The sequence below is a fragment of the Paenibacillus pasadenensis genome, from assembly GCF_002864175.1.
GTDB classification, from domain to species: domain Bacteria; phylum Bacillota; class Bacilli; order Paenibacillales; family Paenibacillaceae; genus Paenibacillus_O; species Paenibacillus_O pasadenensis.
Window position 1 is genome coordinate 3,344,693 of sequence record NZ_NFEZ01000004.1, and the last position, 25,190, is coordinate 3,369,882.

At 64.5% G+C, this 25,190-nt stretch carries 24 protein-coding genes and 1 other RNA gene; 5 read left to right on the forward strand and 20 right to left on the reverse strand.

Annotation, left to right across the window (positions count from 1 at the left end):
• Positions 1-28: 28 nt before the first annotated feature.
• The 4 genes from bshC to B8V81_RS24095 form a co-directional block, all read right to left on the reverse strand.
• Positions 29-1,678, reverse strand: coding sequence for a bacillithiol biosynthesis cysteine-adding enzyme BshC (gene bshC, locus B8V81_RS24080; RefSeq protein WP_101809358.1), 1,650 nt, complete (start codon positions 1,676-1,678; stop codon positions 29-31).
• A 112-nt stretch (positions 1,679-1,790) separates the two neighbouring features.
• Positions 1,791-2,183 carry a DUF3397 domain-containing protein gene (locus B8V81_RS24085; RefSeq protein WP_028597026.1) on the reverse strand — a complete coding sequence of 131 codons (393 nt, stop codon included), beginning with the start codon at positions 2,181-2,183 and terminating at the stop codon, positions 1,791-1,793.
• A gap of 26 nt (positions 2,184-2,209) precedes the next feature.
• On the reverse strand, positions 2,210-3,193 hold the full coding sequence (locus tag B8V81_RS24090; protein WP_180968519.1) for a ketopantoate reductase family protein: 984 nt from the start codon (positions 3,191-3,193) through the stop codon (positions 2,210-2,212).
• A gap of 1,073 nt (positions 3,194-4,266) precedes the next feature.
• The gene (locus B8V81_RS24095; protein WP_028597028.1) at positions 4,267-4,911 is read right to left on the reverse strand and encodes an RsfA family transcriptional regulator; all 645 of its coding nucleotides are present in this window, start codon (positions 4,909-4,911) and stop codon (positions 4,267-4,269) included.
• Positions 4,912-5,177: 266 nt separating this feature from the next.
• Here B8V81_RS24095 and B8V81_RS24100 point away from each other — a divergent pair, with 266 nt between their 5' ends.
• Together B8V81_RS24100 and B8V81_RS24105 are read left to right on the forward strand one after the other, a co-directional pair.
• Positions 5,178-5,414, forward strand: a complete 237-nt coding sequence (locus B8V81_RS24100; protein WP_028597029.1) for a DUF2626 family protein — start codon at positions 5,178-5,180, stop codon at positions 5,412-5,414.
• A gap of 121 nt (positions 5,415-5,535) precedes the next feature.
• Positions 5,536-6,642, forward strand: coding sequence for a hypothetical protein (locus tag B8V81_RS24105; RefSeq protein ID WP_101809360.1), 1,107 nt, complete (start codon positions 5,536-5,538; stop codon positions 6,640-6,642).
• Positions 6,643-6,771: 129 nt separating this feature from the next.
• Here B8V81_RS24105 and B8V81_RS24110 read toward each other — a convergent pair whose 3' ends face one another.
• Positions 6,772-8,004 carry an extracellular solute-binding protein gene (locus tag B8V81_RS24110; RefSeq protein ID WP_101809361.1) on the reverse strand — a complete coding sequence of 411 codons (1,233 nt, stop codon included), beginning with the start codon at positions 8,002-8,004 and terminating at the stop codon, positions 6,772-6,774.
• 161 nt (positions 8,005-8,165) lie between these two features.
• Positions 8,166-9,497, reverse strand: coding sequence for a PhoH family protein (locus B8V81_RS24115; RefSeq protein WP_101809362.1), 1,332 nt, complete (start codon positions 9,495-9,497; stop codon positions 8,166-8,168).
• A 120-nt stretch (positions 9,498-9,617) separates the two neighbouring features.
• On the opposite strand from B8V81_RS24115, the gene B8V81_RS24120 reads away from it, so the two are divergent.
• The gene (locus tag B8V81_RS24120) at positions 9,618-10,163 is read left to right on the forward strand and encodes a YhcN/YlaJ family sporulation lipoprotein (protein WP_101809363.1); all 546 of its coding nucleotides are present in this window, start codon (positions 9,618-9,620) and stop codon (positions 10,161-10,163) included.
• A gap of 85 nt (positions 10,164-10,248) precedes the next feature.
• Here the strand turns inward: B8V81_RS24120 and B8V81_RS25440 are convergent, their stop codons facing one another.
• The 6 genes from B8V81_RS25440 to B8V81_RS24150 all read right to left on the reverse strand — a co-directional run bounded on the left by B8V81_RS25440 (position 10,249) and on the right by B8V81_RS24150 (position 15,271).
• Positions 10,249-10,386 (reverse strand): hypothetical protein, encoded by a 138-nt coding sequence (locus B8V81_RS25440; RefSeq protein WP_153783833.1) that lies wholly within the window; start codon positions 10,384-10,386, stop codon positions 10,249-10,251.
• Positions 10,387-10,466: 80 nt separating this feature from the next.
• Complete coding sequence (locus B8V81_RS24130; RefSeq protein ID WP_228551563.1) at positions 10,467-11,534, reverse strand: LCP family protein; 1,068 nt, start codon at positions 11,532-11,534, stop codon at positions 10,467-10,469.
• Positions 11,535-11,597: 63 nt separating this feature from the next.
• Positions 11,598-11,900, reverse strand: a complete 303-nt coding sequence (locus tag B8V81_RS24135; protein WP_028597035.1) for a YlaH-like family protein — start codon at positions 11,898-11,900, stop codon at positions 11,598-11,600.
• Positions 11,901-12,030: 130 nt separating this feature from the next.
• Complete coding sequence (gene typA, locus B8V81_RS24140) at positions 12,031-13,872, reverse strand: translational GTPase TypA (protein WP_028597036.1); 1,842 nt, start codon at positions 13,870-13,872, stop codon at positions 12,031-12,033.
• 61 nt (positions 13,873-13,933) lie between these two features.
• Positions 13,934-14,416 carry a hypothetical protein gene (locus B8V81_RS24145; RefSeq protein ID WP_028597037.1) on the reverse strand — a complete coding sequence of 161 codons (483 nt, stop codon included), beginning with the start codon at positions 14,414-14,416 and terminating at the stop codon, positions 13,934-13,936.
• A gap of 174 nt (positions 14,417-14,590) precedes the next feature.
• A complete protein-coding gene (locus tag B8V81_RS24150) occupies positions 14,591-15,271 on the reverse strand; it encodes a TerC family protein (RefSeq protein WP_028597038.1) in 681 nt (226 codons plus the stop codon).
• Positions 15,272-15,413: 142 nt separating this feature from the next.
• Here B8V81_RS24150 and B8V81_RS24155 point away from each other — a divergent pair, with 142 nt between their 5' ends.
• Positions 15,414-16,103: a TerC family protein gene (locus tag B8V81_RS24155; RefSeq protein ID WP_101809365.1), complete on the forward strand. Its 690-nt coding sequence runs from the start codon at positions 15,414-15,416 to the stop codon at positions 16,101-16,103.
• A 207-nt stretch (positions 16,104-16,310) separates the two neighbouring features.
• Here the strand turns inward: B8V81_RS24155 and thiI are convergent, their stop codons facing one another.
• The 5 genes from thiI to B8V81_RS24175 form a co-directional block, all read right to left on the reverse strand.
• Entirely contained in the window at positions 16,311-17,543 is a 1,233-nt protein-coding gene (gene thiI, locus B8V81_RS25445; protein ID WP_180968520.1) for a tRNA uracil 4-sulfurtransferase ThiI, read from the reverse strand.
• Between the two features lie 3 nt (positions 17,544-17,546).
• A complete protein-coding gene (locus tag B8V81_RS25450; RefSeq protein ID WP_244912810.1) occupies positions 17,547-18,728 on the reverse strand; it encodes a cysteine desulfurase family protein in 1,182 nt (393 codons plus the stop codon).
• Between the two features lie 143 nt (positions 18,729-18,871).
• Positions 18,872-19,675, reverse strand: coding sequence for a lytic transglycosylase domain-containing protein (locus B8V81_RS26100; protein WP_280522985.1), 804 nt, complete (start codon positions 19,673-19,675; stop codon positions 18,872-18,874).
• A gap of 129 nt (positions 19,676-19,804) precedes the next feature.
• Positions 19,805-20,029, reverse strand: coding sequence for a DUF1540 domain-containing protein (locus tag B8V81_RS24170; RefSeq protein ID WP_028597043.1), 225 nt, complete (start codon positions 20,027-20,029; stop codon positions 19,805-19,807).
• A 55-nt stretch (positions 20,030-20,084) separates the two neighbouring features.
• Positions 20,085-20,585, reverse strand: coding sequence for a YpuI family protein (locus B8V81_RS24175; protein ID WP_028597044.1), 501 nt, complete (start codon positions 20,583-20,585; stop codon positions 20,085-20,087).
• A gap of 199 nt (positions 20,586-20,784) precedes the next feature.
• Here B8V81_RS24175 and B8V81_RS24180 point away from each other — a divergent pair, with 199 nt between their 5' ends.
• On the forward strand, positions 20,785-22,743 hold the full coding sequence (locus tag B8V81_RS24180) for a S8 family peptidase (protein WP_101809367.1): 1,959 nt from the start codon (positions 20,785-20,787) through the stop codon (positions 22,741-22,743).
• Positions 22,744-22,878: 135 nt separating this feature from the next.
• On the opposite strand, the gene rnpB is transcribed toward B8V81_RS24180, so the two are convergent.
• From rnpB to B8V81_RS24195, 3 genes are all read right to left on the reverse strand, one after another.
• Positions 22,879-23,286: RNase P RNA component class A (gene rnpB, locus B8V81_RS24185), an RNA gene on the reverse strand.
• 35 nt (positions 23,287-23,321) lie between these two features.
• Entirely contained in the window at positions 23,322-24,443 is a 1,122-nt protein-coding gene (locus B8V81_RS24190; RefSeq protein WP_101809368.1) for a Nif3-like dinuclear metal center hexameric protein, read from the reverse strand.
• Positions 24,410-25,189, reverse strand: a complete 780-nt coding sequence (locus B8V81_RS24195) for a tRNA (adenine(22)-N(1))-methyltransferase (protein WP_028597046.1) — start codon at positions 25,187-25,189, stop codon at positions 24,410-24,412. The genes B8V81_RS24190 and B8V81_RS24195 overlap by 34 nt, the downstream gene beginning before the upstream one ends.
• Between the last annotated feature and the right edge of the window lies 1 nt (position 25,190).

A 25,190-nucleotide genomic window follows, 5' to 3' on the forward strand; every position in this document is an offset into this window, starting at 1 on the left:
CCTCTTTTCTTCAGTTGGTTTCCCTCGATCAGAGCCGCATGACGCCGTGCTTGGCGCAGGGCTCGTACGGCTCCGCCAGCAGCCGGTCCAGCCAGCCTCTTCCATAGCGGTTCATGAAATAGACCGCCGCCAGCACCCGCTCCTGCGGACGGCCTTCCGGCACGGCCGACAGCTCGAGCCCGGCCAGCCGGTCCAGCTCCGTCCGCTCGCGGCTTTCGAGCGCCTGCAGCGTTTTGGCCTGCATGTAGCCGATTTCTCGCGCGATCCGCTCCCAATTCGTCCGGCCGAGCTCCTCCAGGCCGCGCTCCTGTCCGGCAGCCAGCGCCAGCGCGGGCCGATACGCCTCGCGCATCGCCTGCAGCGCCTGCTCGAAGCCGCCGCGGATATCCGCCGCTCCCTGCCGGTCGAGCAGCTCCGCCTTGACGCCGCCGAGACCGGCGAGCACCTGCTCCAGCTGCAGCGAATGCCGCGCCATCGTCTTGACGGCATGCGGCTCCAGCAGCGTGAAGCTCAGGCGCGGCGTGACGATCGGCATCTGCATGCCGAGCCGTCCGAACGCTTCGGCCGTCTGCGCCCAGTAGGCGATCTCGCCCGGTCCGAGCACGGTGGAAAGGACGGGGAACAAATAATCCTGCATGAGCGGACGGGTAAGCACGTTGTTGCTCAGCCGCTCCGGATGCGCCTCGGCCAGCTCCAGCAGCTCGGCCTCGCTCAGCGACACGAGGCCGCGGCGGTCGCGGAAGCGTCCGCCGGCGCGCTGCAGCAGCAGCCGCTCGCCGGCGCGCGGCTCCTCCGCGAACAAGAACAGGTTGGCGGCGTCCTCCGCCGCCTCGGCCTGCGCCTTGTAGCCGAGCGCCTCGACCCGGCGGGTCGAGGCGGCGTACGCTGCGGCAAGCTCGCCGGACGATTCCGCCAGCCGCCGGAACATCGGCCCTTCCAGCCGGCGAAGCGCCGGATGGTCGGCGTCGGCAAGCAGCAAGCCGGACTCTCCGAGCCAGTCCGTCAGCAACGCCGCGAACAGCTCGGTCAGCGTCGCGCAGCCGGCCGCCCGGGCGCGGAGCGAGCGCAGCAGCTCCGGCTTGAACGGCGTGTCGGCGAGCCCCGCTTCCAGCTCGGTCAGCGCCGCCTCTAGGTCGGAGCCGCCGAGCCGGGTGCGGCTGACCGACGTCGCTGGGCCGGGCGGACGCGGCATGGAGAGCCGCCGGAGTTCCGGCGCGTCCACCGGCGAGGGCAGGCAGGCGAGGCAAGCCTCGTCCCAGTCATGGTCCTCGCCCGCGATCCAGAATACCGGCACGACCGGCACCCCGAGCCGCTTGGATGCGGCATCGGCGGCCTGCAGGATCGTCACCGCCTTATAAAGGATCATGAGCGGCCCGGTCCATAGGACGGCCTGCTGGCCTCCGACGACGACGGGAGCGCCGTCCGCGAGCCGCTCCAAATTCCGCTCGGCCGCCTCCGAGATGCCGAGCGGCTGCTGGAACGCGCGCAGCGCGCCGGCCAGCTCGCGGCTGCCGGCGCGCCGATCGGCCGAGCCGTTCAAATAATCGAGCCGCCTGCGCCAGGAGGAGCCGTCGGCCGGATGATGGCCGAACAGCGCTTCCAGCGCAGGGTCGCGGCGCTGTATGTATGCATCTGCAAGGGGCTGCCCGAAAGGCAGCTCCATTCGAACGATGTCCATGACCCGAATCGGCCTCCCCGAGATCCTACCATTCTTTCGCTACGATTGTACACAATGACGGTACGACCGTCAAAACCGTAACTGAAAGTATAACAGATTGGCGCCGGCCGGGCTACAGCCTCAGCAGATGCTGCGTGATGCCGGTCGCCATCAGCACCACGTAGAGGAAGCCCATGACGAAAAAGCCCGCTCTCCAGACGGCTCGGAACGCCTTGGCCGCGTCGATCTCGCCGCGCTTGCGATGCTGGAGATTGCCGATGAGGCCGCCTCCGAGCAGCATCAGGAGCAGGATGCCGTACAAGCCGAAAGAGTTGGAGAAGACGCGGTTGAACAGCACCGCCACGCAGCCGATGAGCAGCAGCGTCGTGACATCCATCGCCAGCCGGAACGACCGGCCCTTGTCGCCCGTCAGCATGCGGCTGCCGAGATAGACGGCCGCGAACGGGAGGAACGGCGCCGCGGCCAGCACGGCGTAGATCGTCTTCAACAGGTCCCAAAGAAACATAGGCTTCACCTGACCTCTCTGGAGCGTCATTCGAGCGCATGCACCAGCGCCGCGGCCGCCTCGTTCAGCGGCGCCGGCACGCCGTGCCGTGCCGCCAGGCGCGCCAGCTCCCCGTTGATGCTGGCGATCTCCGTCGGGCGGCCGGCCCGGACGTCGGCCAGCATCGACGACGTATTGGCGGCCGTCCTGCGGCATACGTCCAGCAGCCGCTCCCACTCCTCGCCCGTCGCGGCGAAGCCAGCGCTCACGAGGATCGAGAGGCTCTCCTCATGCAGCGCCTTCATGAGGCGGATGCCCTGCGGATGCTCGGGCAGCCGGCCGTTCGGAACGTCGAGCAGCGCGGTGAGCGGGTTGATGACGGCGTTCAGGAGAAGCTTCCGGTAGATGCGGTCTTCCACGTCATTCGACAAAAAAGCGGCGATTCCTGCCCGTTGCAGCGCTTGCCTCCAGCCGGCGAGCAGCGGGTCCGCGGAGGCGCTTCCGTCCGCTCCCGGCGCCGGGCCGTAATGCAGCTCGCCCGCTCCGGCATGGACAACCTCGCGCGCGCCGACGCGCAGCGCCCCCTCGCTCGTCACGCCGGCGTAAAGGCGGATTCCCGGCAGCGTCCGCGCCAGCTGCTCGAGATGCCCGATTCCGTTCTGCAGGCAGAGCAGGCTGTCTCCGGGCCGCAGCAGCGCCGCCAGCTGCCGCAGCAGATCCGGGCCGAGCGCCGTCTGCTTGACCGCCAGCACATGCCAGCGCCCTTCGCGCTCGTTCCGGCCTGCTTCAGCCTTTGCCGCGTCTTGCAGCGCGGACGCCTCGGCCTCTGCCGTTGCCGCGTCTTGCAGCGTGGACGCCTCGACCGCGACGTCAACCGCCTCCCCGCCTCGGCTGAGGCGGATGCCTTCCCGCGCCAGCAGCTCCGCCTGTTCCTTGCCGCGCGTCAGCATCCGCACCTGCGCGCCGCCGAGCGCCAGCCTCGCCCCGTGCAGCAGCCCGACGGCTCCGGCTCCGATGATCTCGATCTTCATCGTCATCCTCCTTCTTCACAGGGGCATTTTAGCAGAAGGACGGGAGGCTTGGACAGCACAAAATGGGACTCTCGACCGGAAAGCGGGATTGAAACGGCTCCGCTTCCCGGGGCCGGTGCTCGTTCCGATCTCCCTGGGTTCAGATCCCTTAGATCGCATTCTCCAGAACCCACAAAAGCTTCTTGATCCCGCTGAACCCTGAGTTACTCGGTTTTTCCGCGCAACTCTGCCCGCTCCCCCTTCTGCGTATCTGGGTTACTCGGTTTCTCCGCGCAACTCCGCCCGTTCCCCCTTCTGCGTACCCGAGTTACTCGGTTTTTCCGCGCAACTCTGCCCGTTTCTCCTTCTGCGTACCTGAGTTACTCGGTTTTTCCGCGCAACTCTGCCCGCTCCCCCTTCTGCGTACCTGAGTTACTCGGTTTATCCGCGCAACTCCGCCCGCTCCCCCTTCTGCGTACCTGAGTTACTCGGTTTCTCCGCGCAACTCTGCCCGCTCCCCCTTCTGCGTACCCGAGTTACTCGGTTTTTCCGCGCAACTCCGCCCGTTCCCCCTTCTGCGTACCCAAGTTACTCGGTTTTTCCGCGCAACTCCGAGCGTTGCGACGCTAGCGCCTTCCAACTAACTCGATTTTTCGACTTGTTGGCTTTACTTCATAGCGTGGTCAGGCGATGAGCGCGAATGAGCATTGCCGTCTCCCGGGTATGCGGGAGACGCTCCCCTCCCCCCAAAAAAAGGGGGGGAGGCGGGCGCCGGGACGAAGGGAGCGAAGCGAGACGATGCCTTTCGGAGAAGCGGCAGCGGTCCTCTTGGAAGACGGATGGCCTCCGCATAGGAGGTCAGAAAATCAGGGCATCCGGCTTCCAGTGGAATCGGAGAAAGGCTCGGCTCGCGCAGCGGCCTATTCGTCCCATAAGACTCGGCTCGCGGCTAGGCTCGCGCAGCGCCTTGTTCGTCCTCTTGACAGCTTGGCTAGGCTCGCGCAGCGCAGCAGCCTGCTCCCCGCCGGCAATGCTCAAACAAGGCGCAAAAAAGCGGCAGCCGCCTTCTTCCGAAGTCGACTGCCGCCCCGCGCTCATTCGATCCGCTCCAAGTTTCCGCTCGCATCCATCTTGAACCGGGGACGAGTCTCCTCTTCTTCGTTCAAGACCGTCATCCGACGCGCCCGGTCCATGATCTGGATCAGCATCTTGTAATCGTCGTTCACCGACTGGTAGTCGAGCTGCGCGTGGTTCGCGTCGGTCGACAGCTTGTCGTTCAGCTCCCTCAACCCGGAGAGCTCGTCGTCCCGAAGCTTGAGCTCCTTCTCGAGCCGGCTGATCTGCCGCTGCAGGTCGCTGTAGGTCGCTTTCCACTGCTTCAGGTACCGGATGACGGCCTCGATGGCGACCGTCTCTTCGCCGAACCCGGATTCCTCCGAGCGGCTCGAGCGGACGTCCTGCTCCGCCACGGCCGAGACATGCGAGGCGACCGCCGTCTGCTTCTTCAAATAATTCCGTTTCTGCCGCTGCTGCTTGGCGAGCTGGATCGCCTCCTCGTACCGCTTGCGCACGCAGCTGTTCCAGCGGAAGCCGCATGCCGCGGGGGTGCGGGATATCCGCTCTCCGACCTCCTCGAAGGCTCCGAGCTGGGTTCCCCCTTCCCGAATATGTCTCAGCGTCACCTCGGCGAGGATCAAGTCGTCCTCCGGGCTCCATGCATCTTGCCTGACTGCTGTCATTCTCGCTACAACCTCCTCGCGATAACGCGCTTTCTTCCACTCTATGCCCTCCCAGGAGTTCATAGAATCTATTGATACTAAAATGTATATCCAATAAAGGTGCGCCTCATACATAAGATCCTCCTTCCGGGGCAAGGATAAGGGCGAAGAACGGAATGGCGATTTTCAGTCCGGGTTGTCCGGGAAAGCGGTTTACAGTATTTGACCAAAACGCTATAATGTTCTTTAGCATATTATCTGGTCGTAACGAGAGGGGGATTCGTCTCATGGCGCGCATGTTTCGCGTACTCGGCTTCTGGTGTCTGGTGATCGCCCTCATGGCATTTGCAGGACATATGACCGAGTTTTCGCTTCTGTTTTTCTTCCAGGCTATCGCCTTCTTCTTCCTGGGCTACCTGAACTTTACGGAGCGTACGTACATACTGATGTTCTGGGCTTACATGATCTTGACCTTCCTGGGCTTCAGCTACTGGACCATCTTCAAGATGGACCTTCCGTTCTGATCCGACATGCTTCAAGCGACCGACCGCCGGGCCTTGCGCCCGGCGGTTGTTTGCATTCCGGGAGCTGCCGGGGCATAGGGTAGAAGACAACCGGACAAGAGGGGAGGGCCTTCTGACACCGATGCCGAAATCATTCCCTGCCCGTCTGGCGAGCCTGCTCGTCTTGCTGATCGCGCTCGCGCAGCTGCCGGCGCATGCGCTTGCCTCCGCCCCGGCCGCTTCCTCCGGCGGCGGCAGCGCCGACGCCCAGCGGCAGCTGCTCGAGATGAGCCTGCGCATCGTCGAGATCGATCAGGAGCTAGGCCGCATCCAGACGAACCGGCTTCAGCTCCAGCAGCGGATCGACGACTCGTCGGGACAGCTTCAGCGGCAGGAAGCACAGCTCCAGGAGCGGAAGCGGCAGGCGGGCGAGTCGCTGGCAAGCTACTATATGGGCAAGCAGGAAAAGCTGCTCGGAGCGCTGCTGCATGTGCGCAGCCTGGGCGACCTGCTGCGTACGCTCGATCTGATCGAGCTGGTCGTGAGCGGCGACCGCGTCAAAATCGCCGACTACCGCGAGCGCTCCGAGCGGCTGCGCGCGGATCTCGCCCGGCTGAGCCGGGAACGGAGCGAGCTGGCGGCGCTGGAGCGGCAGCTGACGGAGCGGCGGAGCCAGATGGACGGCCTGCGGCAGCAGCTGGAGCGGGAAATCGCGGCGAGCGACGATCCGGAGGCGACGCGCAGCCGGGTCGGCTCGGTCCAGCAGCTGTGGGAGTCCGAGGGGCGGGAAAAGCTGCGCTCCTATTTCAAGGCGCTCGCGAAGGCGATGAACCGGCTGCCCGACTGGCTGAAGGAGCATCCGGAGCATTTGAAGCTCGACGCCGGAGGCTATACGCTGACGCTGCCCGACGAAACGCTGAACCGTTTCCTGCAGGAGCAGGACCCGGCGCTCGCCTCGTTCCGCTTCGCCTTCGAGGACGGAAGGGTCGTCGCCAGCGGCAGCGAGGGACAGCTCGAGCTGGAGGCGATCGGCCGCTACGAGCTTGTCGAGGAGCCGAAAAACGGCATCCGCTTCCGCATTGACGGACTGCGCTTCAATGGCCTGGACCTGCCGCAGTCGACGATCGACGAGCTGGAGCAGTCGTTCAATCTCGGCTTTTATCCAAGCAAGTTCATCTCGTTCGTGCGCGTCGATTCCGTTCAGATTCAAGAGCATGAGCTGCTCCTTCGCTTCAAGTTTTCCCTATAGCTCAAAACAACGCCAAAAAGGCCGTTTCCGCAAGCGTCTGCGACGCCGGAAACGGCCTTTTTATTGAGATGGGCATGCCTGTGCCGCGACGGTCTAGCCGCAGCCTGCCTGCCGCTTCGGCAGGCAGGCTCACGACGCTTCCAGCGACTGCCTCCAGGCGTTCGCCAGCTGCTGCGGGCTCATCGCGCCGGCAGATGTCCCGTAAGCCGACCAGAGCGGCCCGAACGGCAGCAGGCGGCCGCTCTCCGGCCCTGCGCCCGCGCTTCCTTGCGGGAAGAGCGCCTGCTTCCAGACGGAGAGCGGCGTCTCCGCCGCCGCGCCGGCGCCCGCGTACAAGCTCGGATCGGCCGGCAGCAGCCCGGCCTCCTCCCGCAGCCGCTCTTGAGCGCTCCGGCCCGCCGCGGCAGCGATCCAGGAGCCGGCGGCAGCCGGGAATTCCGTGTCGGAAGAGATCACGTAACCGTACCCGCCCAGAGCGGACGGAGCGGCGGCGGCGGCGAGGCTCGCATCGGCGATGAATTCGACGTGCAAACCATGGCTGCGATAATAGGACAGCGGCACGACGGCCGCATAGCTGCCGCCCCGGCGCGCCAGCTCGACGGCAGCGTCCGCGCTCCCGGCAGCCGCCAGATCCGCCGCTTGCAAGGGAGCCGTCCGCGGCAGCACGGACGCCTCCAGCAGCGCGGGATCAAGCGTCGCGCCGCCGCCATGCCAGCGCGCCAGCCAGGACAGCGCCTGGATGCCGTCCGCGGCGGGGATCGCCGCCGCCGCCCTCTCCGGCGCCTGCGCCCGCAGCCGCTCCAGCTCCGCCCAGGTTTCGGGCGGCTTGCTCCAGCCGGCAGCCTGCAGCGCTTCGCGGCTCCAGATCAGCACGGGAGGATCCGCATAAGCCGGCGTCCCCCACGCATAGCCCCGCCAGCGAAGCTCCTGGACGATCGGGCTTGCCTCGGAGACGGAACCCGAGCCGCTGTCCTGCGGGACGAGTCCGTCCGCCGGCAGCAGCTTGCCCGCCGAAGCCCAGCGCAAGACGTCGCGGCTCGATAGAAGCGCGATGTCGGCCCGCTGCCCGTCGACGTCCGTTCCCCGATCGGCCTCGGCGTCCGCCGGCACGAGCTCGGCCTGCCAATAGGGATGGCGGTTTTCCCATTCCTCGGTGATCCGCTCGAGGGCTTCAAGCGCCTCCGGTTCCAGGGAAACGCTTACACGGAGCCTTGCCTCCCGGCTGTCGTCGCTGCCGTCCTGCGGGCGCTCGGCGCCTCCCGACGGCTGATCCGCGGGCTGCGGCAGCAGCGAGACGGGGGAAGGTCCTTCCTGGACGAGCAGCAGCAGCGCGCATACGACGACGGCGCCGGGTAGAATCATCCACTTTTTGCGTTCCAGGGTCCAGTCCTCCTCGGTCTCCCCTTCTCTTCTCTATTCTTCTATCCTATCAAAAGAATCGGGACTTGTCTTCCTTGCCTTCGCAAAAAAACAGGCCGAAAGCTTCAGCAATCTGAAGCCTTCGGCCTATCCTGTCGCCGTCCTTAGAGCAGGTCCGCCGCCAGCTGGGCCAGCTTGGAGCGCTCGCCCTTCTCCAGGTTGATATGCCCGCTCAGCCCTTCCTTCTTGAAGCTCTCCACGATGTAGGACAGGCCGTTGCTCATCGAGTCGAGGTAAGGATGGTCGATCTGCTCGGGATCGCCCATGAGCACGATCTTGCTGCCTTCGCCGACGCGCGAGACGATCGTCTTGACCTCATGCCGGCTTAGGTTCTGCGCTTCGTCGATGATGATGAACTGGCCCGGAATCGAGCGCCCGCGGATGTAGGTGAGCGCTTCGACCTGGATGCTGCCGAGCCCCATCAGAATCTTGTCGATGTCGCCGGACTTTTTGGTATCGAACAGGAATTCCAGGTTGTCGTAGATCGGCTGCATCCACGGACGCAGCTTCTCGTCCTTCTCGCCGGGCAGATAGCCGATATCCTTGCCCATCGGCACGACGGGGCGGGCGATGAGCAGCTTCTTGTATTTATGCTCGTCTTCGATCTTAAGCAGCCCGGCGGCCAGCGCGAGCAGCGTCTTGCCGGTGCCGGCCTTGCCGGTGAGGGTGACGAGCGGGATGTCGTCGTTCAGCAGCAGCTCGAGCGCCATCCGCTGCTGGGCATTGCGCGCCGTGATGCCCCAGACGGGATCGTTGCTCATATAGAGCGGCTCCAGCCTTGCTCCGTCCTGGCTCACCTTGAGCAGCGCGCTCTTGGACGTGCCCAGCTCGTCGCGCAGGATGATGAACTCGTTCGGATGGAGCCTTGAGCTCAGCTGCAGGCTCTTGACGCTGAGGAAGCGATAGGAGTAGAACTCGTCGATGACCGATGGATGGACGAACAGCGTCGCCGTGCCGGTATAGACGTCGGAAGGCTCCGCGACGCGATCGGACATATAGTCCTCCGCCTGCAGCCCCAGCACGTCGGCTTTGATGCGCACCAGCACGTCCTTGCTCACGAGCACGACGTCCCGCTCCGAGCCCTTTTCTTCCTCTTCCATATCGTAATTCAGGGCGACCGCGAGAATGCGGTTGTCGTTCGACATCTCCCCGAACATTTCCTGGACGCGGACGAAGCTCCGATGGTTGAGCTCGACGCGCAGCACGCCGCCGCGCGGGGTCGCGATTCCTTCATGGAGGCGCCCGTTCTCCCTCAAGCCGTCGAGCAGCCTCGAGACATGCCGGGCGTTGCGGCCCAGCTCGTCGGCCAGCCTCTTCTTGGAGTCGATCTCTTCGAGCACGACGGCCGGGATGATGACCTCGTTGTCGTCGAACGAGAAGATCGCCTGCGGATCATGAAGCAGCACATTCGTATCCAATACGAAGATTTTAGTCATGAAGAACCCCTCCTGGCGCCGGATGGTTCCGGAAGGCGGGAAGCATAATCCTTCCGGAACAGGGACAAACTAGGGTCGGTTGCAGAGTCCAAAGTACGAGGAAAGGTCTGGTGTCCCGCAATGAGAAAATGGCTGCTTTCAGCTGCTGCTGTGCTTTGCTTGGCGACTGCCGGCTGCGGGACGTCCGCACGCCGCGATGCCGCTCCCCCGCCTGCCGGCGATGCGGCGATGCGCTCCCAGCAGACCCATGCCGACGACGGCAAGAAGCTCGATTCCGCGCAAGCCGCCAAGCGGCTTGAGGAACTGGCGGCCCGGGTGGAAGGCGTCGAGAAGGCGCATGCCGTCGTAGCCGGAACCACGGCTGTCGTCGGCATCGACGTCGGCGGCAGCGTCGAGCGCTCCAAGGTCGGAACGATCAAGTATGCCGTCGCGCAGGCGCTCCGCGAGGATCCGCTCGGCGTGAATGCCGTCGTCACGGCCGACATGGACGTGAGCCGCAGGCTTGCCGAGCTCGGAGAGGACATCCGCGCCGGCCGGCCGATCCAGGGCTTCGCCGAGGAGATGGCCGATCTGATCGGTCGCGTCATGCCGCAGCTGCCGAGCGAGGTCATGCCGCTGCCGGAATCGAACGTCAAGGAGCCCGCTGCTTCTCCCGCCCGGCCTTAGCCCGGAGGCGAATGCCGGGCGCGGGGGACAAGCCCCCGAGCGCGCAAGAAGCCTGGCGACCCGTTGAGGTCGCCAGGCTTCTTTTTCATGTCGCCGCGGAGAAGACGAGCGAGCGCCGCGCCGCCGAAGCGGACGGGCTGTCGGCGCGAAACGGCGCCGCTGCAGCCGGATGCGACGGCGCGTCCAGGCGAATCTTAGAGCAAGCCCTAGCGCGCTCTCTCATCGGCCTACCTCCCGCGAGTCAGATTTTCATGATGAGCATCTTAGCTGTAGTATAACATACGTATGCCGCACCCACTACCGTCATTCGCCCAGTTTGGCCTGCAGCGCTTTTTTGGCTTTGGCCAGCGAGGCGTCGTCGACGTAGACGTAGGGGCTCCGCCAGTCGCCCGTCAGCGCGATGAACTCGATGTCGCCGCCGCCGATGCCGAAGTAGGCCATGAGCATCGCCCGAATCTCCGACTCCGGCATGTCGGTCCTCATGTTGTCGCCGACAGCGCCGAATACTTTGCCGAGCCTCAGGATGCCGGGAACCGACTTCAGCCTGGACGTCATCGCCCCGATCACCTGCTCCTGGCGCTGATTGCGCTCAAAGTCGCTGCTCATGTTCGTGCCGTCGTTGGACTTGCGGTAACGGACGAAGCCCAGCGCGTCCTCGCCGTAGAGCTTCTGCGCGCCTTTCTTCAAGTGGATGCTCGTGCCTCCCGGCTGTCCCGCGTGGTCGTCGTAATCCATGTCCATGTCGACGTCCACCTCGACGCCGCCGAGCGCGTCCACGACATCCGCGAAGCCTTGAAAATTGATCGTCGCGGCGTAGTCGATCGGGATGTCGAGGTAGCTGCCGATCGCATCCTTCATGCCGAGCTTGCCTTGACGCTCTGCCTCTTCCCGGCTGAGGTCCTTGTTCTTAGATCTGGCGTTGGCGATGAACGCCGCATAATAGCTGTTCACCTTGCGCTGCTTGTAGCCTTGGACCGGCACGCGAGCGTCGCGCGGAATCGACACGACGACGGCGCTTTTGGTGCGCGGATTGAACGCTGCGGCCATCAGCACGTCGGTATTGAGCAGGCCGTTCTCTCCGCGGGTATCGAGCCCCATCAGCAGCATCGCGGTCGGCTGCGTGCGCACCGATCCGGCCGAAGGCACGGCCGGGGCGCCGCTGCTGATCTGGCCGAGCGCCTTGTTGGCGTCGTAGAGCAGATAAGCCGCGAAGCCCGCCCCCGCGAGCAGGACGAGCGCCAGCAGCGTCATCAGCCTGCGCAGCCAATACACCCGCTTCGGCTTGCGTCTGCCGGGCCGTCCCTTCCGGCTTCCGGCGGGAGCGCCGGATTTCCCCTGCCCGCGGGCCGGGTATTCATTTCCCCTGTTCATAGCTGTCTCCTTGTTCGCAAGCCTGATTTCGGACGCTTCCTCCCGGACGCCAGGAGAGGCGGATCAGCTCTGGCCGGCGTCGCTTTGGCGCTGCTCGCGCTTCGCCGTCCGCCGGTCGTTGAACTGGCGGATGCGCAGCATCAGCATCATCGCGACGGCGACGGCCATGCATTGGATGATCGGCAGCTTATCGATCTGGAATACGAGCAGCACGGTCGAGCCGATCGCCATCATCAGATAGACCAGAACCTCCTTCAGCAACGGCAGCCGCTGCTGAGGACGGAATACTTTGTTGAAAATATAGATGACGCTGGCCAGAATCAGAATATACGATACAAGCGGATGGTCGCTGAGCCAGTCCTGCATCCGAGTTCACTCCTCCGGTTGGTTGTACAAGCGGTCCGATATGGATACAACGAGCAAGCGGCGCATTTGGCTGTCCGGCTGTTCGCCGGCGCCAAACCGCCGCTTGCTCGCTTCATGGGTTCGGCTGGAATCAGACTCCGGCCTGGGACGTCTTGCGCTGCTTCTCCGCCCGCTCGCGCTCGCTCTTGTTGAGCAGCTTCTTGCGCATGCGGATCGATTTCGGCGTGATCTCGCAGTATTCGTCGTCGTTGAGGTACTCCAGCGCCGCCTCCAGCGAGTACGTGCGAGGCGTCTTGAGGCGTACCGTCTCATCCTTGGAGGCCGACCGGATGTTGGTCAGCTGCTTCTCCTTGCAGATGTTGACGACGATGTCCTGGTCGCGGTTATGCTCGCCGACGATCATGCCCTCGTAGATCTCCGTGCCCGGCTCGAGGAACAGGATGCCGCGATCCTCGACGCCCATCATGCCGTAGAACGTCGAGACGCCGTTCTCGGTCGCGACAAGCACGCCCTGATGGCGTCCGCCGACGTTGCCGCCGACGGTCGGGCCGTAGCTGTCGAACGCATGGTTCATGATGCCGTAGCCGCGCGTCAGCGTCAGGAACTGCGTGCGGTAGCCGATCAGGCCGCGCGCCGGAATGATGAATTCCAGGCGGACCTGGCCGTTGCCGTTGTTGATCATGTTGACCATCTCGGCCTTGCGCGTGCCGAGGCTCTCCATGACCGCGCCCATGCTCTCCTCCGGCACGTCGATCAGCAGGCGCTCGTACGGCTCCATCTTCTGGCCGTCGATCTCCTTGACGATGACTTCCGGCATCGATACTTGCAGCTCGTAGCCTTCGCGGCGCATGTTCTCGATCAGGATGCCGAGGTGAAGCTCGCCGCGGCCGGATACGATGAACACGTCAGGGCTGTCGGTGTCCTGCACGCGCAGGGCGACGTCCGTCTCCAGCTCCTTGTACAGGCGCTCGCGCAGCTTGCGGGAGGTGACCCACTTGCCTTCGCGGCCGGCGAACGGGCTGTTGTTGACGAGGAACGTCATCTGCAGCGTCGGCTCGTCGATTTCGAGCACCGGCAGCGCCTCCGGCTTGGCCGGATCGGCGATCGTCTCGCCGATGTTGATCTCCTTGATGCCGGCGATGGCGACGATGTCGCCTGCCGCCGCTTCTTCGATCTCGATCCGCTTGAGCCCCTGGAAGCCGAACAGCTTCTCGATGCGGGCCTGCTTGATCGCGCCTTCGCGCGTCATGACGGCGACCGGCTGGCCTTGGCGGATAACGCCGCGGTTGACGCGGCCGATCGCGATGCGGCCCATGTATTCATTGTAGTCGAGCAGCGTCACCAGGAACTGCAGCGGCTCCTCGACGTTCTCGGTCGGATGCGGGATGCGCTCGATGATCGTCTCGTAGAGGGCTTCCATGTTCTCGTCCTGCTTCTCCACGTTGCGGCTGGACGTGCCCATCAGCGCCGATGCGTACACGACCGGGAATTCCAGCTGCTGGTCGTTCGCGCCGAGCTCGATGAACAGGTCGAGCACCTCGTCGACGACGCCTTCCGGATTCGCGTTCGGGCGGTCGATCTTGTTGAGGACGACGATCGGCGTCAGATTGTGCTCCAGCGCCTTGCGCAGGACGAACTTCGTCTGCGGCATGCAGCCCTCGAAGGCGTCCACGACGAGCAGGACGCCGTCGACCATCTTCATGATGCGCTCGACTTCGCCGCCGAAGTCGGCGTGGCCGGGCGTATCCACGATGTTGATCAGGTAGTTCTTGTAGTTGATCGCGGTGTTTTTGGCCAGGATGGTAATGCCGCGCTCCCGCTCCAGGTCATTGGAGTCCATCGCCCGCTCGTGCACGACCTCGTTGTCCCGGAACGTGCCGGACTGCTGCAGCAGCTTGTCGACAAGCGTCGTCTTGCCATGGTCGACGTGCGCGATGATGGCGATATTGCGAATGTTCTCTCTTGCTTGCATAACTTCTTATCCACTCCATCTGTATAGGATCAAGCTAAAATCTACGACAGGCGCCGGCCCGCTACCAGCGGGCCTTCTTGCTCACCATCATCCAGCCGCCGAGCGCGACGAGCGCGAACGCGATCAGATAGATGCCCCAGCTCCAGAGCAGCACGAAGATCATGCAGAGCGCCCAGACTCCCGCCAGCGCGGCGGCAATCGTAAAGGCGCTTCTCGGATGGGACGAATCGAAGGTGTAGTACTCGTACAGTCCGACCGCGAGGCCGAGGATGAAAAACGGCCACAAATAGTTCATGTAGCCCCATCCGAACCAGTTGCAGAACAGGAAAACCAGTGCATATACGGACAAAATGCCGCCTGGAACAAGCGCTGCCGCAGGGAGGAGCCGGCCGAAATAGAGCACATGCAGCAATATGCCCGGCACGAGGATGAACAGCGGCCAAAATACGGAGCCGATGAAGCTGAAGACGCCCATGCGGCCCAGCAGGATGGCGATCCCTGCAAGCAAGATGACGATTCCGGCGGAATATTGATTGCGGATCAACCCTATCCCCCGTTTCCCTTGACGACTGCCTGCGCGCAGGCAGAGGTACGACCAGTCAGATCTTTCTTATTCTAAAGGAAGCGGAGTGAAATTGCCAGCGGGAAACCGGGCATGCCAATAAAAAAAGCGCCGCTCGCCTGCCCGGAACGAGGCTGGCGAACGGCGGAGGAGCCTTCAGCTCCGGCGGGCGGAGCGGGTCAGCAGGATGCCCGCCGCGATGACGGCCGGCACCATCAGCACCGGCAGCGCCCCGTGCAGCAGCGGAGCGTGACGGAGCAGAGGCTGCAGCGCCGCGTCGGAGACGAGCATCTCTCCGGCGGCATAGCCGAGCAGGCCGGCGCCGGCATACACAAGAGACGGGAAGCGCAGCAGCAGGCCTCCGAGAAGCTGGCTTCCCCACAGGATCATGGGTATGCTAAGGGCGATGCCGAGCAGCATGAGCGCAGGCTCTCCGCCCGCCACGGCGGCGACGGCGAGCACGTTGTCGAGGCTCATGACAAAATCGGCGGCGACAATCGTGCCCACCGCGCCGGCCAGCGTGCCTGCTCGCTTGACGCCGGCCCCCTTGGAGCGGCGCTCCTCGCCGGGACGCTCCGCATCCCGCAGCAGCTGCACGGCGATAACGAGCAGGAGCGCGGAGCCGCAAGCCTGCAAATAGGGCAGCTGAAGCAGCGAGATGGCGGCAAGCGTCAGCACGCAGCGGAGGGCGATGGCGGCGAACGTGCCCCAGGCGATCGCCCGCTTGCGCTGCTCCGGAGGCAGATGCTGGCTCGCCATGGCGATGACGAGGGCGTTGTCGCCGCTCAGCAGCACGTTGATCGCGATGATTTGCAGAAAGATCCATAGATGGTCCAAGCCGTACGACCCCCTTCCCTACAGGGGTATGTACAAGCAGGTCCATTTATGTTACAAAAAAAAACGAATCCATTGTCCAGCTCATCCGTATACGGGTAAGTATTTGAGTCGGGGATTGTTCGAACACGAAGGAGGAGCAAGGATGGAATGGTTAGGTCCGCTGTTGACCATCGTCTTCATCGACCTTATGCTGGCCGGAGACAACGCGATCGTCATCGCGCTTGCCGCCCGCAACCTGCCTAAGCATCAACAGAAAAAAGCCGTCATCTGGGGAACGTTCGGAGCGATCGCCATCCGCATCGTCGCCACCGTGCTGGTCGTGAAGCTGCTCGATATTCCTTGGCTGCATCTGGCCGGAGGACTGCTGCTCGTCTGGATCGCGTACAAGCTGCTCGTGCAGGAAGAAAGCAGCCACGACAACATCAAGGCCGGCAGCACCCTCGGGCAGGCGATCGGCACGATCGTGCTCGCCGACGCCGCCATGGGCATCGACAACGTGCTGGCCGTCGCCGGCGCCTCGCACGGCAACATCTGGCTCGTCATCGCCGGGCTGATTATCAGCATCCCGATCGTCGTCTGGGGCAGCACGCTGTTCATCCGGCTGATCGAGCGCTTCTCGTGGATCCTTTACGTCGGAGCGGCGATTCTGGGCTATACCGCGGGCCACATGATCACGGGAGAAAAGAAGATCGCCCATCTGTTCGGAAACGGCGGCATTCCGGAGTGGCTCTTCATCGGACTCGTCGTCGCGCTCATCGTCGGAGCCGGCATTCTCACCAAAGCGATCCGCAAAAACAAGCAGCCCGCCCATCGCGAGCGGGAAACGCATTGAATCCATTGAATCCGAAAAGCCGAATCGTCCCTTGCGGACGGTTCGGCTTTTCGCTTTGTACAGCCGAGCGAGCTGTCCTGGAGCAGACGGCCGGCTCCGAGGCGGCTCGTCCTGGATGCCCTGCCGGCGCGGCCGCCCTCGCCGCATGCCGCAGCGGCCAGCGGCAGTCCAGCCAAAAGAAAAAAGCCTGTTTCCAGGCTTTCTCCGTCAAAACCAGTCCCGCTCCTCCGCCTCGGCGACGGCCGGCTGCCGGCGGAACGTCCTGCCCCGGTCCAGCTGCACCGTCTCGACGCCTTGGACGGCCTGTCCGATCAGCTCGTCGAGCTCGGTAATGCCGTCCTCGATCCGCTCTACGATGCGCAGGTTCGGATTGGTGCTCGGGGATTTGGGCACGAACAGCGTGCAGCAGTCCTCGAAGGGCAGGATCGACGTCTCGTACGTGCCGATCTGTACCGCTCGGTCGATGATTTCCTGCTTGTCCATCATGATGAGCGGGCGCAGCAGCGGCAGCTCGAGGCTGCGGCCGATCACGTTCATGCTGCCGAGCGTCTGGCTCGCCACCTGGCCGAGGCTGTCGCCCGATACGACCGCGCCCGCGCCGGCCCGCTCGGCCAGCCGGCCGGCGATGTTCAGCATCGCCCTTCGCATGAGCGTGATGATCAGATGATCCTGCCCCGTCTGCGTGAAGCGAGTCTGAATATCGGTGAACGGCACGAGATGCAGCTTGAGCGGCTTGCCGGCGAAGCGCGACAGCTGGCGGGCGAGCTCGATCACCTTGTCCGTCGCCTGCTCGCTCGTGAACGGATAGCTGTGGAAGTGGACCAGCTCGAGCTCCAGCCCCTTGCGCATCGCCGACCATGCCGCGACCGGGCTGTCGATGCCGCCGGACAGCAGCAGCATCGCCTTGCCGTTGGAGCCGTACGGGAAGCCTCCCGCTCCCGGCTCGATGCGGTTGAAGACGTAGGCCCCCTCCGGCTGGATGTCGACGCGCAGCTCCATCTCCGGCCGCCGCACGTCCACCTTGAGCTCGGGAGCCGCGCGCAGGATATGCGAGCCGATCAGATGGTTGAGCTCATGGGTGACATAAGGGAATCCCTTCCACCCTCGCTTCACCGTCACCTTGAACGTCGCGGGCTTGGCCGGAAGCGCGTTCCACAGCTGAAGCGCGGCTTCCTGGATCGCCTCCAGCTCGTTCGCCGCCCGCTTGACCGGGCTGAACGAATGGATGCCGAACACCCGGCGCAGCGCCTCGGCGACGCGCTCATACTCGACTCCATTAAGCTTGATATAGGCGCGGGCATAGGTCTTTTCGAATTCGAGCCCTTCCAGATGCTGCAGGCTGAGCTTGATATAGCGGAACATCTGCTGCTCGAACCGGCCGCGGTTGCGCCCTTTGAGCGTCAGCTCTCCGTACCGGACCGTGATGAGATCATACTCCATGAATCAGATCTTGCTCCTCTCCAGCGGCTTCAGCCGCTTCACGACGGCTTCCAGGCTGTCCGCCAGCCGGTCCGCCGCCTCCTCGTCATGCTCGTCGCCAAAAGTGATGCGGATGCCGCCAGCCGCCCGCGAAACCGGATACCCCATCGCCAGCAGCACCTCGCTCGGCTTCTCGTCCTTGGACGAGCAAGCCGACTTCGTGGAGACGATGATGCCCTCCTCCTCGAGCGCATGCACGACGACTTCCGGCTTCATGCCCGGATAAGACAGATGCAGCACATGCGGCGCCTGCAGCGGCGAGTCCGGATCCGGATCGCCGCTCAGCCGCAGCTCCGGAATCGCGTCCAAGCGGCCGATCAGCCGCTTGCGCAGCCTCCCCATCCGCTCGGTCCGCTCCGTCCGGCCTTCCATCGCCAGGCGAAGCGCCTTGGCGGAAGCGACGATCGCCGGCACGTTCGGCGTTCCGCCGCGCCAGCTTCCGTCCAGGCCGCTGCCGCCGATGAGCGGCTCGAGCCTGACGCCGGCGCGGACATAGAGGAAGCCGGTTCCTTTGGGCCCGCGAAGCTTATGCGCCGAAGCGCTGAACAGATCGATGCCCCACTCCTTGAGCCGGATCGGCAGCTTGCCGACGCTCTGCACGCCGTCCACATGGAACAGCACCCCTGGAAAGCGGCGCAGCAGCGCTCCCGCCTCCTCGATCGGCTGGACGGACCCGACCTCGTTGTTCACATGCATGAGGCTGACGAGCGTCGTATCGGGACGCAGGGCCGCTTCCAGGCTGTCCAGCCGGATCCGGCCGTTGCCGTCGACCGGCAGCCTCGTCGTCTCGAAGCCTTCCGCCTCGAGCCGGTCGGCCGCCTGCTTCACCGATGGATGCTCGATCTGCGACACGATGATATGGCGGCCCCTCGACCTCGCGGCCCTCGCCGCTCCGACGACCGCAAGCTGATTGCTCTCCGTGCCGCCGGAGGTGAACACCCACTCCTCGGCCGACGTGCCCGTCAGCTCGGCCGCCAGCTCCTGCGAGCGCCGCAGCAGCCTGCCCGCCTCCAGCCCCGCTCCGTGGATCGAGGACGGATTGGCATAGTGCCGCTCCATCACCTCCGCGAGCGTGCGGATGACCTCGGGATGCGGCGGCGTCGAGGCTCCGTGATCAAAATAAAGCACCGGGCGGTGCTTGCTCATCGCCATGACCTCCTTGAATCAAACAAAAAGACCGGCTTCGCCGGCCGCCCGTCAAGCGTGCAGCCGCGAATGCGGTCCTTCCGTGGGCTCCGGCCGAACGCCTAGAGCCAGCCTACGCCTATCCTATTATAAAAAGCCTCCGGTTACAACCCGGTGCCGGAGCCGCCGAGCTTGGCCATGATCTTGACGACGTACGACTGCGTCTCCTGCGGCAGCTCGGAGAAATGCTCGGTCAGCGTCGCCTCGTCCCGGATGCCGAGCCGATCGAGCCTTCCCGGTCCGGCATTGTAGGCCGCCAGCGCGGCAGGCACGCTGCCGTCCAGCTTGCGAAGCAGGTAGGAGAGATATTTGGACCCTCCGTCGATGTTCTGAGCGGGATCGAACGAGTCCGTCACGCCGAGTCCGCGCGCCGTTCCGTCCATGAGCTGCATGAGGCCCTTCGCGCCGGCGCCGGAGACGGCCAGCGGCTGGAAGGAGGATTCCGCCTCGATGACAGAGCGGATCAGCTTCGGAGACAGTCCATGGCGGGCGGCGGCCGAGGCGATCAGCCCTTCGTACTCCGCTCCCGCCGAGCCTGCGCCCTCTCCGATCCACGCGGCGGCTGACGACGCATAACCGCTTCCCGCCGCGATCAGCGCGGCTTGCAGCGCCGGCGAAGCCGAGGCGTCCCATCCGCCCGCCGCCGCCGCGGCTTGGCCGTTCAAGCCGGTTCCGGCAGACAGCCCGGACCAAGCGGCGAGCGCCATCATACCGGAGTCGGCGGAGGCGGAGGCACCCGCATCGGCCAGACCCGAAGCCCCAGCGGCCCCCGACAGCTGGCTCAAGATCTGATCGAAAGCGGAGGCCGCTCCGCTTGATGCCTGGCTGCCGCCGCCAGTCAGCTGATCCAGGCTGGGCCGCAGCTGCTGCTGGATGAGCATCGTAAGCATTCGAGGATCGATCGACATGATAGGTTCACTCCTCATTTCCCATTATCCTCGGTATATCGGCGGACCAGCCTCGGAAATGTAGAGCTCGGCGATATGGCTTTATCGAAAAAGGAAAGAGCCGCCCCGGACGGGACGGCTCGATGAGGCTCATGATGGCGAATCGGATTTGGGTTGGAACGTGTGGCAGCAGGTCGCGGACGACTCCTTGGCCTCGTCCGTATGGCGGTCTCCGAACTCTCCGCCGGCAAACTCGGCAGACAGATCGGCGTGCGCATGCTGGTCGATCTCGATATGGATCGCATCGGCCGAGCATTGGTTGCCTTGTCCCCAGAAAGCGCAATTCGAAACGCTGCATGCAACGCCTTTTGGCATGGTCCCTCACCTCCGCTACCTAGGCTGGCCAGGGAGGGGACGCGGTATGCCTTCCTTATTTTTGACCTTGCATCCGACGCGAGGTCATGTAGTCGTTTTCGTAGTAGGAGAGATCGTCCCTCAGCTCTTCGTAGATCTTGGATACGCCGAGCACGATGTCGCGCGCGCTGCGCAGCGGCTTGTGCCGGAAGCGGATCGCATCCTGGCCGGTGTACGCGTAGCGGCCGTCCTCGGAGTAGCCTTCGTTCTTCGGATAGAAGAAGGCGTTGACGCAGTGGTGGTACACCTCATAAAGCTGGCGCTCGGCATGCTCGGCGTCGAAGTTCGGCCGGCGCAGCGTGACCCCGAGCTTCTCATAGGCGACCTCGGAGTAGACCAGCAGATGACGCAGGTCGGACAGCAGCCCTTTGTAGAAGGTGAGCTCCTCGTCATTTGCTTCCGGGGACGCGAGCTGAGGAAGAGCATGCTCGTTCAGGAAAGGCTCCAGCTGCGAGATGGCGTCCTTGAGCTTGGCGCGGGTTGATTCGCTGAGCGGCTTTACATTGGCGGATGGCATGGTGAATTAGGTTCCCCTTTCATCGATCCCGTAAGAAGTTGAAGATTATGTCTATCCTAACATACAATCGGCGCGATTTGTACTCTTTATGACCCTTGCCGCGGCCGCGAAGCCGCGCCGTCCCTCCGAATAATTTACGCCCGCTTGCCGGACTCTAAGCAGGAACGGCTATAGACTTGACCGGGAGGATGAGGCCTTCATGAGAAAAAAATGGATCGGCGCGTTCACCGCGCTCGCTCTGCTGACGCTGTTGATTCCGATCAGCCCCTGGCTCATTCCCGGCGCGCGTCCGCAGGAACAGAAGGCCAAGACGAGGGCTCTGTCCGCAGAGCAGGAAAGCCGGCTCAAAGAGGCGGACATCCGCCACGACATGGAAGCGACCGCGATGCTGTGCGCGAGCGAGTGCTCCAGGGATATCGGCAAGCTGTTCGCGTTGACGGACGCGCCGGCCGCCAGCCGCGCCGACCGGATGAAAAAGCTCATCCGCCACCATCCGCAGATGGCTCATCTGAGCTGGAAAAGCCCCGGCGCAGCTGACGCCGAAGCCGGAAACGTCCCGGCCGACGCCGAATCGTTCGTCGCGGCGCATGCGAAGCCGGCTGCCGAGGCGATCGCCAAAGGCTCCCGCTACCAGTCGCAGACGCTGACGGCCGCCGGCAAGCGGTACCTGCTGCTCGCCGTGCCCGCGCCAAGCGGCAAGGAAGGCATCGTCGGCCTGATCCGGCAGGACATCGTCGGCGACGTGCAGCGGCATCAGATGCGCAACCTGCGCCAGGTTCCCTTTCCGGCGGAGGGCCATTATCGGATCGAGTCGGTCCGCGCGGGCACGAAGCGGGAGTTCACCGTCCGCACCGGCAACGACAACGGAGGCGCCAGCCACTACCATGTCCAGGAAGTCGTCGTCCGCTTCCGCGCCGAGCCGTCCGCGGAGCAGCTGGAGCAGATCCGCCGCGACATCGGCGCTTCCGCCGAAAACCGGATGCGAGGCGTCTACGTGTTCCGCTCGCGCTCGATGGATGCAATGAAGATGATGGGCTATTTCCGCAAAAAGTGGAATCCGATCTATGTCGAGCCCCATTACCTGTACCTGACGAACGAAGCGCCGGCCGACGTGAGGCCGATCGTGCCGAACGACCGGCTCTACTCCGACTATCAGTGGAACCTCCCGTCCATCGAGACGGAAATCGGCTGGAACCTGTCCAAAGGCAGCGATGGCGTCAAGGTCGCCGTGCTCGACACCGGCGTGCAGCTGGACCATCCCGATCTCGAAGGCAAGCTGGCGGAAGGCTACAACGTCGTCACCTCCGGCCAGCAGCCCGACGACGATGTCGGCCACGGCACCCATGTCGCGGGCATCATCGCCGCCGCGGTCAACAACGGGGAAGGCGTCGCCGGCCTGACGTGGTACAACAAGATCATGCCGGTCAAGGTGCTCGACTCGAGCGGAGCCGGCTCCACCTACTCCGTCGCCCAAGGGCTCATCTGGGCGGCCGATCACGGGGCCAAGGTCATCAACATGAGCCTCGGCAACTATGCGCAGGCGGAGTTCCTTCACGACGCGATCAAGTACGCCTACGACAAGGATGTCGTGCTCGTCGCGGCAAGCGGCAACGACAACTCCGAGCAGCCCGGCTACCCGGCCGCATATCCGGAAGTGTTCGCCGTCGGCTCGACCGACTCGCGCGGGCAGAAGTCGTCCTTCTCCAACTATGGCGACTACATCGACGCGGCGGCGCCGGGAGACAGCATCGCCAGCACCTATCCGGGCAGCCAGTACGCCGCCCTCTCGGGCACGTCGATGGCCAGCCCGCATGTCGCGGCGCTGGCGGCGCTCATCCGCTCGCTCAATCCGCAGCTGACCAACGTCGAGGTCTATGACATCATGCGCAGCACGGCACGCGATCTCGGCGCCAAGGGAAGAGATCCTTACTTCGGCTACGGGCAGATCGACATCGACAAGGCGCTGCGCGCCGCCGGAAAAGGCGGCGGCTCCGCGGCGACGGTCCCCGCCTCGGACGGGCGGCAGCCGGCCGGCCTCGTTCCGGCGGAGAGCGATGCTCCTGCCACTGAATCGGCCGCTTCGCATGCGCCCGATTCGTTTGTCGAACGGATCCGCAAGCAGCTGGAGGAGCTGCGGCGGAGGCTGGAGCGCGGTTAGCTGCCAGAGCCTGGATCCTGAAGTGAAAAAAGCGTCCTTCTCCCGAGCGGGAGAAGGACGCTTTTTTTTGAAGCGCCGTCCGATAGGACGGCAACATGCTCCAAAGCGCTGGGCGCTGTTGATCGCAGGGTCGTTGCGGAAAGTCTGCCGTAAGCCGGGTTCTGTGCTCTTCGTGGTTCGAACGGGAACGACCCTCCCACGGTCAAGCGACAATCATCTATCTAGGCCGGCCATTGCTGGCAGGCTCAAGCGACCAACCCGAACGCACCCCGGGCAAGGGCTGGAGCCGAAGCTCCCGCGTTCTCTTAGGTCTTGCTCCAGATGGGGTTTACCAGCCGCGTTGTCGCCAACGCCGCTCGTGGTCTCTTACACCACGGTTCCACCCTTGCCTGATCCGGCGCGCGAGGCGCCGGCCATCGGCGGTCCATTTCTGTGGCACTATCCTTCGGCTCGCGCCGACTGGACGTTATCCAGCATCCTGCCCTACGGAGCCCGGACTTTCCTCTCGCGGCCGAGGCCGCCAGCGATTGTCTGTCAGACTTTCCGATACCTAAGCTAGTATAGCCGGATCGGAGTCCTCATGCAAGACGAAACGGCTCGGTATTTATCGCCGAAGGGACGATCTCCGTCGCATAGCGCGATTCGGAGAGCCGTGCGGACAGCCACTGCGCCACCTTCGCCTTCATGATCTTCTCGGCGTTATGCCCCGGATCGATGAGCAGCATGCCCGCGGCGAGCGCGTCGTGGGCGGAATGATAGTCGATGTCCCCCGTAATGAGCGCCTGCGCGCCGGCGAACTGGGCCTGCCGCCAGTAGCGGGCTCCCGAGCCGCCGAGCACGGCCGCCTTGCGCACCTCCGTTCCGAGGTCGCCCGTCACGCGCACAAAAGGCACGTCGAAAGCCGCCTTGACCCGCTCCGCCAGCTCGGCGAGCGTGAGCGGCCGCTCCAGCCGCCCGCTGCGGCCGAGGCCGAGCGACTTGCCTTCCCGCTCCAGCCGGATGACGTCATAGGCCGTCTCCTCGTACGGATGGGCGGCCAGCATCGCCTTCACCGTCTTGCGCAGCAGGCTCTCAGGCACGACGATCTCGATGCGGACCTCGTCGACGGTTTCCAGCCGCCCTTGCGTGCCGAGGAACGGAGCGCTGCCCGCTCCAGGCCGGAACGTGCCCGTGCCGCTCGTATTGAAGCTGCATTGGTCATAGCTGCCGAGCGCGCCGCCGCCGGCTTGCCACATCGCCTCGCGCACGGCGTCGGCATGCGTCTGCGGCACATAGACGGCAAGCTTGAGCAGCCGGTCCTCATGCACCTTTTCCAGGCTGACGCGGCCCTCCGCCGCGATGCCGACCGCATCGGCCATCCAGTCGTTCATGCCGCCTTCGGCGACGTCGAGATTCGTATGCGAGATATAGACCGCGATGTCATGCTTGATCAGCTTCTCGTACAGCGCCCCCGCGGGCGATGCGGTATCGATCTTGGCGAGCGGCCGGAAAATAATGGCGTGATGGGCGACGATCAGCTCGGCTCCCTCCGCGATCGCCTCCTCCACCACTTCCATCGTCACGTCAAGCGCGACCAGCGCCTTGCGGACCGGCTTCTGCAGCGTGCCGAGCTGCAGGCCGATCCGATCGTTCTCCACGGCATATCTTTTGGGCGCGAGCCGCTCCATCAGCTCAGCGACGACATGTCCGTTCGCGTACATGCGAGCACCTCCTCGATTCGATCGATCACCTGGGCGAGCTCGCGCTTGCGGGCCGCCGCCTCCTCCGTGTCCGAACGCTCCAGCTGGAGCGCGATGCCTCGCAGCTTGCGCAGCTCCGAGCTCCATTTGCGGGCGAACGCTTCCGACGGACGACGGGTCAAATAAGGCCCCATCCGCAGCTTGAGCCTCCGGTCCTCCTCGGACGTCAGCCCCGGTAGCAGCGGCTCGCCTCCATACAGCTCCTCGCTCCGCTCCCGCGCCTCGGCGGAGCTCAGCGCGTGGAGCACTTCATAGATCTTGCCGTCCTCCTCGAGGATCGACTCTTCGGCCAGATGCCAGCCATGCTCCAGCAGCCAGGCGCGCACGAGCTCCTCGCCTACGTTCGGCTGCAGCACGAGCTGGCGCACGCCGTCCAGCTTGCCGCCGAGGCGGCCCGCCTCCAGGATCGACACGATAAGCGCGCCGCCCATGCCGGCAATCGTCACCGTGTCGGCCTCTCCGGGCTGCAGCACCTCCAGCCCGTCTCCTTTGCGCGCCTCGATGGACGAGGCGAGGCCGGCTGCGGCGATGCCGCGGCGAGCCGCCTCCAGCGGACCGTCGTTCACCTCGCCGGCGATCGCCGACGGACAGGTGCCGCGGCCGACGAGCTCGACCGGCAGCAGCGCGTGATCCGAGCCGATGTCCGCGAGGCGCGAGCCCTCGAGGACGTAATCCGCGATCGCGCTTAAGCGCTTTGATGTCAGCATA